At 50.5% G+C, this 17549-nt stretch carries 16 protein-coding genes; 7 read left to right on the forward strand and 9 right to left on the reverse strand.

Translation table 11 applies throughout. The annotated features are described in order from the left end of the window. From VIS48_01870 to VIS48_01905, 8 genes are read right to left on the reverse strand one after another with little or no spacing between them, the layout of a single operon-like run. Positions 1-507 (reverse strand): hypothetical protein, encoded by a 507-nt coding sequence (locus VIS48_01870; GenBank protein HEY9164888.1) that lies wholly within the window; start codon positions 505-507, stop codon positions 1-3. Further along, positions 497-979 (reverse strand): DUF2085 domain-containing protein, encoded by a 483-nt coding sequence (locus VIS48_01875; protein HEY9164889.1) that lies wholly within the window; start codon positions 977-979, stop codon positions 497-499. Before VIS48_01875 ends, VIS48_01870 begins: the two co-directional genes overlap by 11 nt. Then, positions 976-1743 carry an acetylglutamate kinase gene (gene argB / locus VIS48_01880; GenBank protein HEY9164890.1) on the reverse strand — a complete coding sequence of 256 codons (768 nt, stop codon included), beginning with the start codon at positions 1741-1743 and terminating at the stop codon, positions 976-978. Before argB ends, VIS48_01875 begins: the two co-directional genes overlap by 4 nt. Beyond that, positions 1740-2771, reverse strand: coding sequence for an N-acetyl-gamma-glutamyl-phosphate reductase (argC, locus tag VIS48_01885; protein ID HEY9164891.1), 1032 nt, complete (start codon positions 2769-2771; stop codon positions 1740-1742). Before argC ends, argB begins: the two co-directional genes overlap by 4 nt. Then, entirely contained in the window at positions 2764-3993 is a 1230-nt protein-coding gene (locus tag VIS48_01890; protein HEY9164892.1) for an aspartate kinase, read from the reverse strand. Before VIS48_01890 ends, argC begins: the two co-directional genes overlap by 8 nt. 6 nt (positions 3994-3999) lie before the next feature. Next, on the reverse strand, positions 4000-5064 hold the full coding sequence (thrC, locus tag VIS48_01895) for a threonine synthase (protein HEY9164893.1): 1065 nt from the start codon (positions 5062-5064) through the stop codon (positions 4000-4002). A 15-nt stretch (positions 5065-5079) separates the two neighbouring features. Continuing rightward, on the reverse strand, positions 5080-6111 hold the full coding sequence (locus VIS48_01900) for a zinc-binding dehydrogenase (protein HEY9164894.1): 1032 nt from the start codon (positions 6109-6111) through the stop codon (positions 5080-5082). 1 nt (position 6112) lies between these two features. After that, on the reverse strand, positions 6113-6871 hold the full coding sequence (locus tag VIS48_01905; GenBank protein ID HEY9164895.1) for a 3-oxoacyl-ACP reductase family protein: 759 nt from the start codon (positions 6869-6871) through the stop codon (positions 6113-6115). 169 nt (positions 6872-7040) lie between these two features. Between VIS48_01905 and VIS48_01910 the strand changes: the two genes are divergently transcribed. From VIS48_01910 to VIS48_01940, 7 genes are all read left to right on the forward strand, one after another. Then, the gene (locus VIS48_01910) at positions 7041-7940 is read left to right on the forward strand and encodes a phage integrase N-terminal SAM-like domain-containing protein (GenBank protein HEY9164896.1); all 900 of its coding nucleotides are present in this window, start codon (positions 7041-7043) and stop codon (positions 7938-7940) included. Beyond that, positions 7937-10402, forward strand: a complete 2466-nt coding sequence (gene leuS / locus VIS48_01915; protein ID HEY9164897.1) for a leucine--tRNA ligase — start codon at positions 7937-7939, stop codon at positions 10400-10402. Before VIS48_01910 ends, leuS begins: the two co-directional genes overlap by 4 nt. Beyond that, positions 10402-11151 (forward strand): glycosyltransferase family 2 protein, encoded by a 750-nt coding sequence (locus VIS48_01920; protein HEY9164898.1) that lies wholly within the window; start codon positions 10402-10404, stop codon positions 11149-11151. Before leuS ends, VIS48_01920 begins: the two co-directional genes overlap by 1 nt. Positions 11152-11245: 94 nt before the next feature. Next, on the forward strand, positions 11246-13078 hold the full coding sequence (locus VIS48_01925) for an ABC transporter ATP-binding protein (protein HEY9164899.1): 1833 nt from the start codon (positions 11246-11248) through the stop codon (positions 13076-13078). A 3-nt stretch (positions 13079-13081) separates the two neighbouring features. Beyond that, a complete protein-coding gene (locus VIS48_01930) occupies positions 13082-13954 on the forward strand; it encodes a glycosyltransferase family 2 protein (GenBank protein ID HEY9164900.1) in 873 nt (290 codons plus the stop codon). Next, the gene (locus tag VIS48_01935) at positions 13955-15337 is read left to right on the forward strand and encodes an APC family permease (GenBank protein ID HEY9164901.1); all 1383 of its coding nucleotides are present in this window, start codon (positions 13955-13957) and stop codon (positions 15335-15337) included. Positions 15338-15396: 59 nt separating this feature from the next. Beyond that, complete coding sequence (locus tag VIS48_01940) at positions 15397-17220, forward strand: thioredoxin domain-containing protein (protein ID HEY9164902.1); 1824 nt, start codon at positions 15397-15399, stop codon at positions 17218-17220. Between the two features lie 15 nt (positions 17221-17235). Here VIS48_01940 and VIS48_01945 read toward each other — a convergent pair whose 3' ends face one another. Then, positions 17236-17484, reverse strand: a complete 249-nt coding sequence (locus VIS48_01945) for a DUF2007 domain-containing protein (GenBank protein ID HEY9164903.1) — start codon at positions 17482-17484, stop codon at positions 17236-17238. Positions 17485-17549 lie beyond the last annotated feature (65 nt).

The raw sequence follows: 17549 nt of genomic DNA on the forward strand, positions 1-17549 counted from the left end.
TCAGACCTTTTTCGCCTTCCTATTCTGGATGAATGCGGTAGTAAGCAATGCGCCGAGGATCGTGAAGATTGAGTAGGCCACGACTATTAAGAAGAAGCTTGTTAGCGATTCAAACAGTCCCGGTCTCTTTGCCGAAGCGACGGCCTGGTTCAGTAGATCCATCGTATCGGAGGGGATTTGCAGGTTTCCGAATAGCCGCTTAAAAATATTTAGAATCATTCCGAACTTGATGTCAGCGATGAACGGCCCGATAGTAATATTCAACACCGTTTCAAATCCCGCAGCAAAAATACCTGTCCAGAGGCCGAGGTAAAATCCGTCAATGTTCATTATGGACTCACCCTCATGGAGGTCCATTTTGAAAAACAGGACCGCGAGGATGCCTCCTCCGAGAATTCCGGCGCAGCAGAGACAGTTTATCAGAAACAGGCCGGGCGCGAAATTTATGATCGACACAATCAATCCGGCGAAGAGAGCCGGCTTCACGTAAACCGATTTATTTCTCATGCTGTGGGCTTCCTTCAAATTTTAATTCCTTCATAAGCGACATCCATGCGGGAACGATGTAGAAAGCCAGCGATATCCCGAAGAGACCACCGGTCAGCGATCTTGAAACAAATGTATTGTGCCCAACCTCTGTAAAGTTCATTGCAAAATCCGCAATGAGAATCCCGAGCGGGACCGCCAGAAAGAGTAGTCCGGGTAAGTGCGAGCCTTTCAGCGGCTTGAACAGCGGATAACAAATCATTCCAAATGTCGCACCGTAATAAATTGACGCACAACGCGAGCATACCGCCAGTTTGTTTCCGAAGATATGAAAGCTCCTTTCGTCGATCTGATGACAAAGGGGTTGAAAGAATCGGTACAGAAGATCAGCGTTCAGGCCGAGATGGGTGAGAACAGGAGGAATCGTGAACAAGAAATCATAAAACAAAGCAAGCCCAATCAAGAAAAGATATGATTTGATTTCAGATCTCAAATGTTCACCCTCGTTCCGGCCTCTCTTCCGGACACCATGGCGTCTGCGCCTTCGACGTCGGTCACGTAGGCTAGCCTCACACCGTTCTTCAGGGCGCTCATCGCCGATTCCACTTTTGGCACCATCCCGCCCCCGATTGTGCCGTCCAGTTTGAGACGCTCGAACTCGATCGCGTCGATCGATTGCAGGAGTGTTCCGTTCTTCATCACGCCGGGGACGTTAGATAGGAAAATCGCGAGATCGGAAGAGATCGCGGATGCGACCGCGGCCGCAGCATAATCTGCATTTACGTTGAGCAGTCCATTCATGTCATGGTCCATTGAGATCGGCGATATTACGATGACGAAATTCTCCAGCAGCAAATTGAGTACAGCCGTATTGACCACGGTTATCTCGCCGACAAACCCGACATCTTTGCCGTTTCGCATTACTCGCTTAGCGGTGAGCATGCCTCCGTCGACACCGCTCAGACCCAACGCGTTCACACCTTCACTTTGCAGGCTTCGCACCAGGCGTTTGTTGACCGAGCCCGAAAGTACCATCTCGATCACGCCGAGGTCCGTTTCGTCGGTATACCTGAATCCGTCGACGAACTTGGACTCTTTGCCCAAATTCTTGAGCGCGGCTGTCACCTCTTTACCGCCGCCGTGAACAATGACCAGCCGATGACCGCGCGAATGGATCTTCCTGGCGAGGAGCGTCACTTTCCTGACGAAGGCCGAATCGTCGATTTCGTTTCCGCCGATCTTCAGGACGATCTTCAAAGAAGCCCTTCCGTTTCATTCAAGCCGAACATTAGATTAAAATTTTGTATCGCTTGTCCCGCTGCGCCTTTGCCGAGATTATCGATCGATGAAACGACTATGGCATAATCGGATTTTTCGACGCGCTTGACGGACATTACGCAAAGATTTGTGTTTGTAGTGTGCTGCATTGTCGCGGTGGCGTTTACATTCAGAACCTTGATGAATTGCTCGTCTCTATACGCAGCTTGATATAACTCGATCAGTTTTTGGGACGTCAAGTCTGAGTTGAGTTTTACGTAGATCGTATTCAACATGCCACGAGATATTGGTACAAGATGCGGCGCGAAAATTATGCCGAGGCTCCTGCCGGCTATTTTATTGAGCTCCTGCTCGATTTCTCCCGTGTGCCTGTGAACGTAACCGATGCTGTATGGCGAAATATTCTCGTTCGTTTCTGCGAACAGGAGCCGCACCTCAGCTTTCCTGCCTGCGCCGGTGACTCCGGACTTCGCGTCGATGATTATCGGTGCCGCCGGATCGATCTTGTTATATTTCAGAAGAGGGTACACCCCGAGAATGGTTGCTGTGGGATAGCATCCGGGATTTGCGACGAATTTAGATTTCTTAATTGCTCTTCGGTTGATCTCGCTCAACCCGTACACAAAATGGTCGAGAAAATCAGGACTCGTGTGCTTCATTCCGTACCATTTCTCATACTCATCTGCGTCGTCGAATCGATAGTCGGCGCTCAAGTCAATTATCCTGGTCCTTCCGGATCCTTTTGCGAGTCTCTCGACCACATCTTTAGCGGCACCATGGGGAAGTGACAGGAATACTGCATCGACCTTCCGGGGGTCGACGTCTTCATTCCTGACAATTTTCATATCGTCGGTAACCGGGAATATTTCACTGATATATTTCCCCGCCGACGTCTCCGCAGTTATGTACCTGATATCGGCATGCGGATGTTTCCTTAAAATCCTGTAAAGTTCAAACCCGGCGTAACCCGATACGCCAAAAATCGCGACTCTCTTTTTTCTACTCATGTGCCAACATAAACTCCTTATGAAGAACTTCAACTGCCTTCTTCATATCTTTTTCGTTTACCACTACAGAGATTTTAATTTCGCTAGTTGAAATCATCTGGATATTTATTCCCGATTCGGCCAGTACTTTAAACATTGTGGCCGCGACTCCGGAATGCGTTCTCATGCCGACGCCGACGACCGATACCTTCGCAACCTTGTCGTCTCCGACTACGTACGTCGCTTTCCTCTGTCTCACGAGATCCTGAAGGATCTCCATCGCGCGCCGGTAGTCATTTCGTGGTACTGTAAAGCTCATATCGGTGTAACCTTCGGAGCTTGCGCTTTGGATAATCATGTCCACCACGATCTCAGCATCGGCAAGCGGCGCGAACACGCTGTGCGCTATCCCGGGCCTGTCGGAGACGTGGAGCACCGTGATCTTGGCTTCGTTCTTATCGTGCGAAATCGCTGTCACAACCACGCTCTCCATATCAAGCGTTTCACTCACTACCATGGTTCCCTCGCTGTCATTGAAACTGCTTCTTACATGAATTGGAATATCGAACTTCATTCCGAAGAGGACCGACCGGGTCTGAAGGACCTTCGCGCCCGAACTGGCAAGCTCAAACATTTCCTCGAAACTAATTCTCTTCAGCTTTCTCGCAGCCGGTACGATGTCCGGATCGGCCGTGTAAACTCCGTCAACGTCCGTATAAATCTCGCAAACCAGCCCATCTTTCACGTGCGATTTCAAAGCGGCCGCTATCGCTACTGCAGTCGTATCCGAGCCGCCTCTTCCAAGTGTAGTGATGTCTCCCTTCTCATCAATTCCCTGAAAGCCCGCCACGATCGCGATCGCACCTTCCTGGATCACGCTCAAGATTTTCTGGGCGTCGATGCTCTTGATGTGCGCCTTCGTGTAAGCCGAATCGGTGACCAACCTGATCTGGTGGTTTTGAAGGGAGCGCGCATTGCAACCGGAAGAGATCAGTGCCATGGAGAGAAGGGCCGTCGACACCTGCTCGCCGGTGGACACGAGCACATCGAGCTCGCGGGGATCCGGCTCGGCGACTGTCGCTCTTGCCAGATCGAGGAGTCGATTGGTTTCGCCCGCCATTGCGCTGACCACGACGACGACATCATGTCCCTGCGACCTTGTACGCGCGACCCGCTGTGCCACGTTACGGATTCGGTCGATCGTTCCTACGGAAGTCCCGCCGAATTTTTGGACTACCAACATCTCGCGTCATCCATTTTGTTTCAAGTCCATGAGTTTCAAGACCTCCGAAAAGATCGGTCGCGACTGGATAGGTTGAGGTATATCGCGCGACGCAGTATCCGGATCCTTCAACCCGTTACCCGTAAGTGTACAGACAACCACATCCTTTGCAGTGAAGAAATTCCTCTGTACCAGGTTCCTCACTCCGGCCACGGACGAAGCGGAGGCCGGCTCGCAAAAAATTCCTTCGGTGGATGCGATCAGTTTCTGCGCTGAAAGGATCTCTGCATCACTGACAATATTGATTTGACCTTTGGATTCATCAAGTGCCTGCACTGCCTGCTTCCAGCTGGCCGGATTTCCTATCCGGATGGCGGTGGCTACAGTTTCCGGATGGTCCACCACCATTCCATGAACGATGGGTGCTGCTCCCTCGGCCTGGAATCCGAGCATCTTCGGAACCGCGACAGGGAAGTGAGATGCCCACTCCTTATAACCTTTCCAATAAGCAGTGATGTTGCCCGCATTGCCGACGGGAAGTGCGTGATGAGTCGGGGCTGAACCGAGCGTCTCCAGAATTTCGAATGAGGCAGTCTTCTGTCCTTCTATCCTGAAAGGGTTGATGGAATTGACAATCACCGCCTTTGTCTTGCTGCCGATCTCACGCACGATGCGAAGCGCCTCGTCGAAGTTGCCATCGATCTCGATCACTTGCGCGCCGTAAATGAGTGCCTGTGCCATCTTGCCAAGCGCGATTTTTCCTTTTGGCAATATGACGAACGCCTTCAATTTTGCCTTAGCGGCGTATGCCGCGGCGGAAGCGGAAGTGTTACCCGTGGACGCGCAAATTACAACCTCAGCTTTCGATTGAACCGCTTCCGTGATCGCGACAGTCATGCCGCGATCCTTGAACGATCCCGTCGGATTTGCTCCCTCAAACTTCAGAAATAATTTGCAGGGAGCTTTCAACTCGTGCCTCAAGTTATCGGCCTCGAGGAGCGGGGTGTCTCCTTCGAGAAGTGTCACCGGCTCAACATCCTCTTTGAAAGGAAGATATTTCGAATATCTCCGAATTACGCCGCCGTAAGACATGATTTGATTTCTTGGTTAATTGAAATTCAGTACAATTTTGCCAAAGTGTTTTCGATTCTCGATGATTTCCTGAGCACGTCTAACTTCAGTGTATGGAAGAACCGTATCGATAACCGATCTAAATTTCTTTTGTTCGAGGAAACTTACAAGAGTAAAGAGCCGGGCTTTACTTCCCATGGTGCTGCCGTAAATTGTGAGTTGCCGCGAGAAGACGTATCTCAGGTCTGTAGCCGTGTCGACGCCGGAAGTCGCGCCGCAGGTTACGATTCTTCCGCCTCTTCGGGTTGAGAGTATGCTGTCGCGCCACGTCGCAGCCCCAATATGTTCGAACACTATGTCGACTCCTCGTTTCCCGGTGAGTCGGTTAACTCCTTCCAGAATCTTTTCCTCGTTATAATTGATCGCTTCATCAGCTCCAAGCTTCAATGCCTTTTCGATCTTCTGCGCCGAGCCGACTACTGCGATTACTCTCGCATCGTAAAGCTTCGCGATTTGAATCGCCGCAGTTCCTACGCCGCTTCCAGCTCCCAAAACGAGGACCGTCTCCATTGGACGTACCCGCGCCTTATCGACAAGCATCTGGTAAGCGGTTATGAACACAAGGGCGGAGGCCGCCGCGTCATCGAAGGAAACTGTCTCGGGAAGCTTCAATAAGTTCTCGCGCTTCACGGCGACCAGTTCAGCATCGGTGCCGTCGCAATGCTCGCCCAGGATCTTGAATTCCCGGCATAAATTATCTCTTCCGTTCAGACAATCTTCGCATAATCCGCAAGATCTCTGAGGAGAAATCAAAACCCTGTCGCCGGTATTTATATCATCGATATCGTGTCCAATCTCCTCCACGACACCTGCGCCATCCGATCCCAGAATTATGGGAAGAGGAAGCTTCAAGTTCTTCATTCCGTTTCTGACCCAGATGTCCAGGTGGTTGACGGACGTGGCCTTGATGCGGACGATAACTTCGTCTGATTTTGGATGCGGAGTAGGAATTTCGTCGATTAGGACTCTGTCGACCCCGCCGTGCTCATGGACGCGGATAGCCTTCACTTCATCCTACGAGGACCGACCCGCCATTTACATTGAGGATTTCACCGGTAATGTGTCTCGCTAGATCGGATGCCAGGAAGAGGATCGGGCCGGCTATGTCTTCTGCCGTGGGGATTCTTCCAAGCGGAATCGATTTCCTGACCTCTTCTTTGTACGCCTTGTCGCTGAACACGTCGGCGCAAAGTTCCGTATCGACCCATCCCGGCGCTACACTGTTGACCAGAATATTAAAAGGCGCCAATTCAGTCGAGAGACTTTTCGTGAGCGAAATTACGCCCCCTTTGCTTGCAGCATAGTGTGAGTGGTGAGCTTCTCCGCGTTGTCCCGCCGTGGATGAGACATTAATAATTCTTCCTCGCTTCTGACGTTTCATGATTGGAGTGACGTAATGGCAAAACAAGAATGTTCCCTTCAGATTGAGATCGATGGTTTCATCCCACGACTTTTCATCCAAGGAATCGATCTCTCCTCCGGTCCAAATGCCGGCGTTGTTTACCAATACATCAATGCGTCTGAAATCTAAGACAACCTCATCGACAATTCTTTTTACGATTACGGAATTGCTGTTGTCTCCCTTGTAAGCCTTCGCCTTTCCTCCCATTCCGGCAATTGCTGAGACTATTTCATTTGCTCTGGCATCGTTGCCGTGATAGGTGATGGCAACATTTGCCCCAGCTTTCCCAAATAACATTGCGGTTGCGGCGCCGATACCTCTTGATCCTCCGGTTATCAACGCGACCTGATCTCTTAATTCGATCATTTCCTTTCCAACATCGTTCTGTTTCACTATTTGAAAATAAATAAGGATCGCTTTTGTTTCAATTATTTCGCGGGATTTGTTTGTCGAACCTTTCGGGATCCTTATCGACCTGAATCCGACGCTAAAACAGATTGTAAATCACTCCAGGCGGCGTTAAATTCATTGAAAAATGAAAGCAGATAGATTCCCGTCGACGAGAATCCCTCACAGTCAATTCAAGATTCTTGTTCAGCAATTCGACAACTCGATGCGCTTTGCAAGCGGCACCACTAGACATGTTTATCGGAAAGCTCTCGATCAACTGTCCTCTTTCGCGAGAGTGACGCAGTTTAAGTTTACTCCCGGCGACTTTACTCAATTTCGTCTCTGGCTTTTGAACCGCAAGCACCTGTCCGTAAACAGTGTGAACACGTATCTCACCGCCTGCAGGCGATTCTGTGAATTTCTCGTCGAGCTTGGCGTTCTTGTCAGGAATCCCGCTTGGAACGTTCATGGTACAGCGCAGACTTTTAGCAAGATGTCCATTCCTCTCCGGGACGTTGAAATGTCCATAGCTTCTATCGGGAGAATAAGTGTACTCGAAAGACGAGACCGCGCATTCCTCCTCGTCATGATGGAGTGCGGCGCGACAATATCTCAATTGATCGGCGCGGACATCAGGGACCTTCGGTACGTCGGAAAGAAGTTGGAGATAAGAGTAAACTCCAAAGGCCTTCGTGGGAAAACCGAGGCCATCAGTTTGACTGATCAAGCGCGCGGAGCTTTGCTGGATTACTTTGATTTGCGCGGGAGGACGGCCCCTGACGATCCGCTATTTACGGCTGTCCATATGGGAAAAACTTCCAACGATCGCCTTTCGCCGAGAGGGATCCGGGCAGCAATGAAGAGATACTTGACATTCCGGGACGGAAGCAGCTTGAGGCTCGACTCGATCCGCACTTATTGCGGGATCCGGCTAGCGATAATGGGTAAGCGCCCCGAGGAAATTCGTGCGCATATGAGATTTAAGAGCAACATGCCCATGAAGAAGATTCTGGAAAACTCACAAAATCCGATAAACTCAAGATGAAATACGATTTTACTTCCATTGAAAAGAAATGGCAGAAGATTTGGACAGATAATAAGACCAATCATATCGACCTCAGATCGGCAACTGAGAAACTATACTGCCTCGTAATGTTCCTCTATCCAAGTGCGGACAAATTGCATATCGGTCACTGGTATAATTTTGCTCCGACCGACACGTGGGCAAGGTTCAAGAAAATGAATGGGTTCAACGTTTTTGAACCGATGGGCTACGACGCGTTCGGTCTGCCGGCTGAAAATTACGCCATCAAGAGTGGCGTGCACCCGCAAGACAGCACACAGAGGAACGTTTTAGTAATCCGTGAACAATTGAAAACGATGGGCGCGCTTTACGATTTTGACTACGAAGTCGACACTTCGAAGCCGGAATACTACAGATGGACCCAGTGGGTCTTCCTCGAGCTTTTCAAAAAAGGCTTGGCATACAGAGCTAACGCACCGGTAAACTGGTGCCCCAAGGACCAGACGGTACTTGCAAACGAACAGGTTGTCGATGGACTCTGCGAACGTTGCAGCACGCCCGTCGTCCGAAAGGCGATGACACAGTGGTTCTTCAGGATAACTGCGTATGCGGACAGACTTCTTGAAGGTTTGAATCGAATCGACTGGCCCGAGCGCACGAAGCTAATGCAGCAGAACTGGATCGGCCGAAGCGAAGGGGTAGAAATCAAATTCCCAATTTTGAATTCTCAATTCTCAATCGATGTCTTTACCACTCGTCCCGATACATTGTTTGGTGCGACGTATGTCGTTCTCGCTCCCGAACATCCGCTCGTCCAGAAGATTACCGACCATGAATTCAGGAAGAAGGTGGACGAATATGTCGATTTAGTTGCGCATGAAAATGAAATCGAGAGGACGTCTACTACTAAAGAGAAGACCGGTGTGCCCACCGGTGCTTTCGCGGTGAACCCGATCAACGGGGAGAAGATCCCGATATGGATCGCAGACTACGTGCTGGGAACCTACGGCACCGGAGCGGTCATGGCAGTGCCCGCGCATGACGAACGCGATTTTGAATTTGCGAAGAAATATAATTTGCCGATACGTGTCGTGATTCAGCCAAAAGGGAGCAAACTTCCGGAACCTCCAGATGCAGCTTACATCGAACCTGGTGTGGCCGTGAACAGCGGACGATTTACGAATCTGGAAAGCGAAAAAGTCTGGGAAGGGATAGCGGACGAACTTCAGCGCGCCGGGAACGGATCGAGGAAAGTAAACTACAGACTGCGCGACTGGCTCTTGTCCCGCCAGCGGTACTGGGGCGCGCCGATACCGATCATTCATTGCGACAATTGCGGAGAAGTGCCCGTTCCGGAAAATGAGCTTCCGGTTCTCCTTCCATACGACGTGGAGTTCAAACCGAGCGGCGAATCTCCGCTCGCCCGCAGCGAGAAATTTGTTAACACCAAATGTCCGAAGTGCGGCAAGCCCGCCAAGCGGGACGTCGATACAATGGATACCTTTGTCGACTCATCCTGGTATTTCTTGCGATATCTCTCGCCCCACCTCGACAGCGCGCCGTTCGATAAGGAGCTCGTGAAGAAGTGGCTTCCGGTCGACAAATACGTCGGCGGTGCGGAGCACGCGACGATGCACTTGCTTTACGCGCGGTTCGTGACAAAGGCGCTCCATGATTCGGGTTGGTTGGAATTCGACGAACCTTTCCAGAGCCTCATCCACCAGGGGACAATCACAAACCAGGGTGCGAAGATGTCGAAGTCGCGCGGCAACGTTGTAAACCCCGATCAGTTCGTGGACAACTATGGCGCTGATACGTTCAGGATGTTCCTGATGTTCATGGGCCCGTACAACGAAGGCGGCGACTGGAGCGATAGAGGGATCACAGGTGTCTTCAGATTCCTGAGCAAGCTCGTAGATTTATTCGAAGATTCTTCGGATTATCCTTTAAACCCGCGACTCGCGAAGGAAAAACTCGGCGAGGTCGAGCGTAAGATCTACAGGAGACTAAATCAGGTCACAAGGAAAGTCACGGAGGATATCGAGTCGTTCAGATTCAACACAGCTATCGCTGCGTTAATGGAATTCACTAACGAGTATACGCAGGTGATCTCTTCCAGGGAGAACGCGATCCGTGTCGAGCTCAAGGCCCTCGTTCTCAGCACGCTTAACAGGCTGCTCGCACCGTTTGCGCCTCACCTTAGCGAGGAGTTTTATGAAATGAGAGGCGGGAAGACGTCGATCTTCAATTCGGAAAAGTGGCCGGACTATGATCGCGATGCAATTGAAGAGGAGAACGTCACTCTTGTTGTGCAGGTTAACGGCAAGGTTCGAGCGCGCCTGATAGTTCCCGTAAATTCCACGGATGAAGCTGTAAAATCTCTCTCGATGGCAGATACGAATGTTTCAAAATATCTCGCCGGAAAGAAAATCGTGAAGGCGATCGTCGTTCAAAACCGGCTGGTCAACTTCGTTATTGCCTGATGGAAAAGGTATCTGCGGTCATAATCGCCGGAAATGAAGAAAAAAACATATCGGATTGTATCGCCAGCGTCCGATGGGCGGATGAAATAGTAGTCGTGGACTCTGAGAGCTCCGATCGCACGGTCGAAATCGCAAAATCATACACGGACAATGTCTTCGTGAGGAAATGGGAGGGCTACGCTTCCCAGAAAGCCTATGCGGCGTCGAAAGCGCGGAATGAATGGGTGCTGAGCGTCGATGCAGATGAGCGAGTGTCGGAAGAGCTCAGATCGGAGATCAGCAGCCTCGACTCAAACCTGGCGGACGGGTTTTTTATCCCGAGGCGGAATTATTTTCTCGATAAGGTAATCCGGTCATGCGGATGGTCGCCGGACTACCAGATGCGGCTATTCAGAAAATCCAAAACCCACATGACGGATCGCAAGGTACACGAAGGATTTGTAGTTGACGGAAAAGTAGAGTACCTGAAGGGAGAACTGATACACTATACGCACATGAGCATTGAAGGTTCGATGCGAAAGTCTAATGAGTTCTCATCACTTAGCGCTGCTGAAAAAGCGGGAAGGCGGCGCGTCGGGGGATTACGAATCTTCTTCTATCCCGTGTATGCGTTCTTCCATCATTATATTTTGAGGAAAGGAATAACCGACGGAGTGCACGGGCTGATGGTGTCGCTAATCCATGCCGTGACTAACCTCCAAACGCAGATGAAAATCTGGGAAATGCAGAACGTTCGAAAACAAAAATGAACAGAATAAACTTAAGTCTTAAGAACGAGCATGATTTGTTTGCCCTACAGGACAGGCGGCCGCTGTTGAAAATCTTAATCAACTGGAGTCAGGCTTGAAAACGTTCTGGAGATTCTTCCGTTATCTCAAGCCGTATGTGAGGGCTCTCATGCTGGCGAACGCGATGATGATTTTATTTGTCGTCTTCAGCTTGCTGGCCGTCGGACTCATAATGCCTTTCATCGATCTCCTGTTCAATCAGTCGTCATCGCTCGCTGCGAACCCGGCTGCCGGTCATCCCGCTGTGAGCGTGTTGAACCTGAGAGAATACCTGACCTACCAGCTAACGGAATTTGCATCACGGTACAGCAAGTTCGACCTCATAGTCTACCTTTGTGTACTGATGATTGTTGTGTTTCTTCTCAAGAATCTCTTTTCATACCTTCAAACTTATTTCATGTCCACAGTCGAACAGGGCATGATAAAAGATATCCGTTTCGATCTCTATTCGCATTTTCATAAACTCTCTCTAAGCTTTTTTACGGAGGAGAAAAAGGGGATCCTGATTTCCCGGATTATAAATGATGTTCAAATAATCAAAGACTCGATGATCGCTGTAATTAACAGCATCTTTCGTGATCCGGTGTTGATATTGGTATTCTCCGTGGTGCTATTCATCTTTAACTGGAAGCTGACTCTCCTCATCTATTTCCTTTTTCCGCTTACTGGTTTCATACTTGCGCGGATTGGAAATTCCCTCAAGAAGAGAAGCATCAGATCGCAGGAACGAATCGCCGACATCACTTCGATACTCGACGAGACGTTCGGTGCGATGCGGATCGTGAAAGCTTTCGGGATGGAGGAGTACGAAATAAACAGATTCAAGAAAGAAGAGGACGGTTATTTCGCATTGCTCACGAGCCTGGCACGCCGACGCGCCCTGGCGGGCCCTATTACAGAATTCATCGGTGTAGTGACCGTGACCGTTGTACTTTACTTCATCGGGACGGAAATCGTGACGGGCAGAAGCGACATGTCACCCGGCGCCTTCTTCGTATATCTCGCCATCTTTTTCCAAATGATGCCCTCCCTGAAATTGTTCGGGCAGGTGTTCAATAGCATCAAAGAGGGAACCGCGGCTTCGGAAAGGGTCTTCGCGATTCTCGATACACAACCGAAGATCAGCGACGCCCCGGAAGCAATCGCGGTCGATTCATTCCGCAAAAGCATCGAGTTCAAAGATGTTGTTTTCAAGTACGAAACATCCGATATCGTCCTAAACCACGTTAGCCTTTGTGTTGAAAGGGGTGAAGTGCTCGCTCTCGTTGGTCCCAGCGGTGCGGGGAAGTCGACCATCGCCGATCTCATACCGAGATTTTACGATCCTGACGAAGGAGCCATCCTGCTCGACGGTGTGGATATCAGGAAACTGACCACGAGGTCGCTCCGCGGTCTCATGGGTATCGTCACACAAGACACGATACTGTTCAACGACACGATCAGGAATAACATCGCCTACGGACTCAGGGAGACGCCTCTAGAGAATATTGAGGCAGTGGCGAAGGCGGCCAATGCCCATAATTTCATCCTGGCCCTGCCGTTCGGCTATGACACGTTCATCGGTGATCGCGGGTTGAAACTTTCCGGAGGAGAAAGGCAGAGGATCTCGATTGCGAGAGCTCTCCTGAAAAATCCTCCGATCCTGATCCTCGACGAAGCTACGTCATCGCTCGATACTGAATCTGAAGTTCTGGTTCAACAGGCGATTGAAACTCTCATGAAAGGAAGGACTTCCGTCGTGATCGCTCACCGTCTTTCTACGGTCCAGAATGCAACTAAGATCATTGTCGTTGACGACGGCAGGATAGTTGAGCGGGGGAACCATGCGGAGCTGATGAAAGGGGGAGGACTTTACTTCAAGCTGTACAATATGCAGTTCAAGGTCTGACTTTTGACCGTTTCAGGATTTACAATCATAAGGAACGGCGTCAAGTACTCCTATCCATTCAAAGAAGCAATCCTGTCGATTCTCCCAATGTGTGACGAGTTTGTCGTAAATGTCGGCGATTCGGAAGACGGCACGCTCGATGAGATTCAGTCGATCAAGAGCGGGAAATTGAAAATCATAAACCGGAAATGGGATATGTCTCAAAGGGAGAACGGGCTCTTGTTGTCGACCGAAACCAATTATGCTCTCAAGGAATGCTCCGGCGATTGGTGTTTTTACATACAATCCGATGAAGTGCTTCACGAGAAATACATTCCAACAGTCCGGGCAGCGATGGAAGAATATGTCAACGACGTTCGAGTCGAAGGGCTCCGGTTCCGGTACAAGCATTTTTATGGCAGCTATGATTATTTCCAGGATAACTACAGGAAGTGGTACGTTCGCGAAGTGAGAGTGATCAAGAATCGCCGCAGCATTGTGTCGTGGGCAGATGCAATGGGATTCATGCACGCTGATGGAAGAATGATTGCAGCCGTCAATATCAAAGCCGAGATTTATCATTATGGCTACGTTCGTCCTCCGGAAACTCTCGCACAAAAACGAGTCGATTTCCACAAACTCTACCACGACGATGACGAAGTGAAGAGGTTTGCGGAGTCAATGACGACGTACGATGATCTGGGCAATCTCAAGAAGTTCCATGACACACATCCCGCGGTGATGCAAGAGAGAGTGCGAATCAGCAACTGGAATTTTGATGCGAAGCTAGGCGATCAGCCGCCCGACTGGGTCAGGGCAATCATGATCTTTTTAAATCCCGTCACAAAACGGTTGAAAAAGTTTCTTCGCGTGTCACCAGCCAAAAGGAAGTCTTGAGTGGTTGAGCTTGTCAGAGCATTGAAGGTGCGGGACATCGTCCTGTTCAACATTGTCGCGATTGTTGGACCTCGATGGATTTCGCTCGCGGCGGCAACCGGTCCAAGTTCCGTGTCCCTCTGGCTCCTTGCGCTGATTCTTTTCTTTATACCGCAGGGATTGGCAGTGGTACATTTAACCCGCAAGTACCCGTTGGAAGGGGGAATCTATGAGTGGGCGAAGGCGGAGTTCGGGAACTTCCACGGCTTTGTTGCAGGATGGTGTTACTGGGCAAACAATCTTGTCTACTATCCGTCTCTGCTCATATCCGTGGCGGCGATGGCCGCGTTCATTCTCCCCGGGACGTCATATCTTTCGACCGACAAGACATTCATTGCAATAGTCTGTCTCCTGATTCTCTGGATCGCGATCGGGTTCAACGTCGTCGGTGTTCGCATCGGGAAGTGGGTCCAGAACGCTGGGGCGATAGGGACATTCGGCCCGATCATAATTATTGCCGCGTTGGCGGGTGTACTCCTCTACTACGGGAAGTCGCAAACGAGTTTTTCATTTACAAATATGCTGCCAAGTAAAATTGATTTTGGAACTATCTCGTTCTGGTCGTCCATGTGTTTCGGCCTGGCGGGACTCGAGCTTGCGTCGGTGATGTCAGGGGAGATCGTCGAAGCGGAGAAGACAATCCCAAGGGCAACCTATCTATCAGGCATTGGAATAGTCTGTATTTACTTAGTCGGCACGGTTGCTCTTCTGATCGGACTTTCCTCCAAGGACGTAAATATTGTGACAGGACTTGTCCAATCTATCCAGCAGCTTGAGACGAAGATTGGAATCAGAGGTCTCACAAACATCAGCGCCTTCTTGGTGACTCTCGCAGGAATCGGTGGAGCCGGTGCGTGGCTCGCCGGATCGGCGAGGATACTTTTTGTCACAGGAATCGACAATTATCTCCCGGCGCGTTTCGGGGAAATTCATCCGGTCTGGAAGACTCCGCATGTCGCGATAATTTTTCAGGGCGTGATCGCGACTCTTTTTCTGTTCATGAGCTTCATCGGCTCGGGAACTGAACAGGCTTACCTGGTGCTAGTCGATGCAACGATCGTGGTTTACTTCATTCCATACATTTACATTTTTCTTGCGGCTGCACGGAGCTTCTGGAAGGCATCAAGTCACGGCTCGAGGGCGACAAACTTTGTGAAATCCTTCACGAGCATTATCGGCGGGCTTACCACCTTGGTGGCGATCGTTCTTGCTATGATTCCGCCGGCTGCGGGCGGCGATGCAATCCAATTCTTCCTGAAGACGCTCGGCGGCTCACTCGCGTTTGTCGTTGCGGGAGTGCTTATCTACTGGAACACCGAACGGAAACGGGCTGCAAGGGCGTAGACTTTGTTTCACCGCGAATCCTCAACTTAAGGGATATCCAGATGCAGCTTGAGAATAAATTGAAAAACAGTTCAAGTCCTTACCTCAAGGAAGCCGCCGATCAGCCGGTACATTGGCAGGAATACTCGGACGATGTCCTAAAGCTGGCGAGTGAACTTGACCGACCGATTTTACTCGACATCGGTGCAGTTTGGTGTCACTGGTGCCACGTGATGGATCATGAGTCGTACAGCGATCCGCAGCTGGCCGAGCTTATCAACAGACTTTTTGTTCCGGTGAAAGTGGACCGCGACCAGATGCCGGATCTAGATTCGCGATATCAGACCGCGATCGGTGCGCTGACCGGAACCGGAGGCTGGCCCCTGACTGCATTCCTGACTCCGGACGGAAGTGTCTTCTACGGCGGCACTTATTTTCCGAGAACCGATACGCAGGGAAGGCCGGGCCTTCTTTCTCTTCTCCCACAAATCGCAGAAGTTTTTTCGAAACGCCGGGACGACATCACAAAAAGTGCTCAAGAAGTTTATGACCAGCTCAAGGAATATGAAGTGCGATCTTCCGTGGCTGGTGAGTTAAGCGAAAACATCGTCAAAAGCATAATTTCAGACGCCAAGTCAAGGTACGACGACAAGTTCGGCGGTTTTGGAACAGCGCCTAAGTTTTTCAACGCGACTACACTCCAGCTCCTGTCGGAAGTGGCTGTGGCTGAAGGTGATCAGGAACTCGACGCGATAGTGAAGAACACTCTCGAAAACATTTCGCGCGGCGGCGTCTACGACCAGATAGGCGGCGGATTCCATAGGTATTCTGTAGACAGGTACTGGCACGTCCCTCATTTTGAAAAAATGTTATACGACAATGCTCTGATGCTGAAGCTCTATCTCCGCCCGCTACTGACCGGAAACTCGATGGACCGCCGGAGGATCGCGAGAGAAACCGCCGATTGGATTTCCAAATCGATGGCCTCGGCAGCAGGGCCATTCTATGCTCATCAGGATGCGGACATCGGAGCGGATGATGACGGAAGTTACTGGACATGGACCCGGGAGGAGTTTCAACGTTCTCTGACGCCGGAGGAGTTTCGAGTAATGGAACAGCATTTCGATGTTCGCAAAGAGCCTGCGGACATAGCCGGCGCACCCTCGCGAAACGTGCTTAGAATTGCGCTGAGTGTCGAGGATATTGCCGGATTGATCGGCAAATCAGCGAAGGATGTTGGCGACATGGTCGAGCAGGGACGTCGCAAGCTGATAGAAGAAAGATCCCGGCGAATGTCTCCACTTATCGATACAAGTATTTTCGCTGACAGAAATGGACTTGCAATTTCGGCATTGGTCGAAGCGTCACTGGAACTGAAAACGAAATCATATCTTGACGCGGCTTCTCGGTCAGCGGATTTCATACTTGCCAACATGACTTCCAGGAAGGGAAAGGTCGCGCACGCGTATTCCGAAGGTAAAGTCACATATGATGGTCTTCTCGATGACGAAATAATGTTCGGGACCGCGCTGCTCGATCTGTTCGATGTGATGAGAAGCGACAACTATATCGACTCGGCTCAGCGAATTGCTGAGGTTCTCCTGGACGAATTTGAAGACAAGCAGCTTGGCGGATTTTTTGACAGACCTGTCGGCGGCGACGCGGGAGGACTGTTAGCTAACCGGAAGAAACCCATAGAGGATATCCCCACGCCATCCGGAAACTCGGCCGCAGCAATGTTGTTTGACAGGCTCTTCACAATTACAGATAACCGAAAGTATTATGAAGTTGCTGAGAAAACATTGAAGGCCTTTGCGGGTTCCGCCCCGAAGCTCGGAATATTTGCGGCGAACTATGCGCGTGCGCTGCTTCTACACTTCAGACTTCAAAAGGCTGTCAGATAAACTGTCGCAGGGGAATCAGTGATTCCCTTCGATGAGATCCTTCAGCACTTTTTTGGCGTCGGATACGTCCTCATCTTTTACGAGGAAGTCCACTGTGGCCATCCCGTCAGCTCCGGGATATACGCCGGCCCACGTCTCGCCACGGGTGAAATACTCGATACCTTCGCGGTCCAATATCATTTTGGCTAGCATGATGTTTGCAGGCACAAATGTGTAATAGACACGGACAAAACCTGGCGGGATATTGCTGGAGTTTGCTTTCATGTCAGTTGAGATCTCCTGAAGCCGACTGGAGGGATCTGCGGACGCCGCAGTTGAGTCAAGTCAGC

It is taken from the genome of Candidatus Kryptoniota bacterium (genome assembly GCA_036567965.1).
Taxonomy (GTDB): Bacteria; Bacteroidota; Ignavibacteria; order Kryptoniales; family JAKASW01; genus JAKASW01.

Coding starts and splice junctions, on each gene's coding strand:
- VIS48_01870 (HEY9164888.1), bottom strand. CDS start 507: ATGAGAAATAAATCGGTTTACGTGAAGCCGGCTCTCTTCGCCGGATTG.
- argC (HEY9164891.1), bottom strand. CDS start 2,771: ATGAGTAGAAAAAAGAGAGTCGCGATTTTTGGCGTATCGGGTTACGCC.
- VIS48_01890 (HEY9164892.1), bottom strand. CDS start 3,993: ATGTTGGTAGTCCAAAAATTCGGCGGGACTTCCGTAGGAACGATCGAC.
- thrC (HEY9164893.1), bottom strand. CDS start 5,064: ATGTCTTACGGCGGCGTAATTCGGAGATATTCGAAATATCTTCCTTTC.
- VIS48_01905 (HEY9164895.1), bottom strand. CDS start 6,871: ATGATCGAATTAAGAGATCAGGTCGCGTTGATAACCGGAGGATCAAGA.
- VIS48_01910 (HEY9164896.1), top strand. CDS start 7,041: ATGAAAGCAGATAGATTCCCGTCGACGAGAATCCCTCACAGTCAATTC.
- leuS (HEY9164897.1), top strand. CDS start 7,937: ATGAAATACGATTTTACTTCCATTGAAAAGAAATGGCAGAAGATTTGG.
- VIS48_01920 (HEY9164898.1), top strand. CDS start 10,402: ATGGAAAAGGTATCTGCGGTCATAATCGCCGGAAATGAAGAAAAAAAC.
- VIS48_01945 (HEY9164903.1), bottom strand. CDS start 17,484: ATGAAAGCAAACTCCAGCAATATCCCGCCAGGTTTTGTCCGTGTCTAT.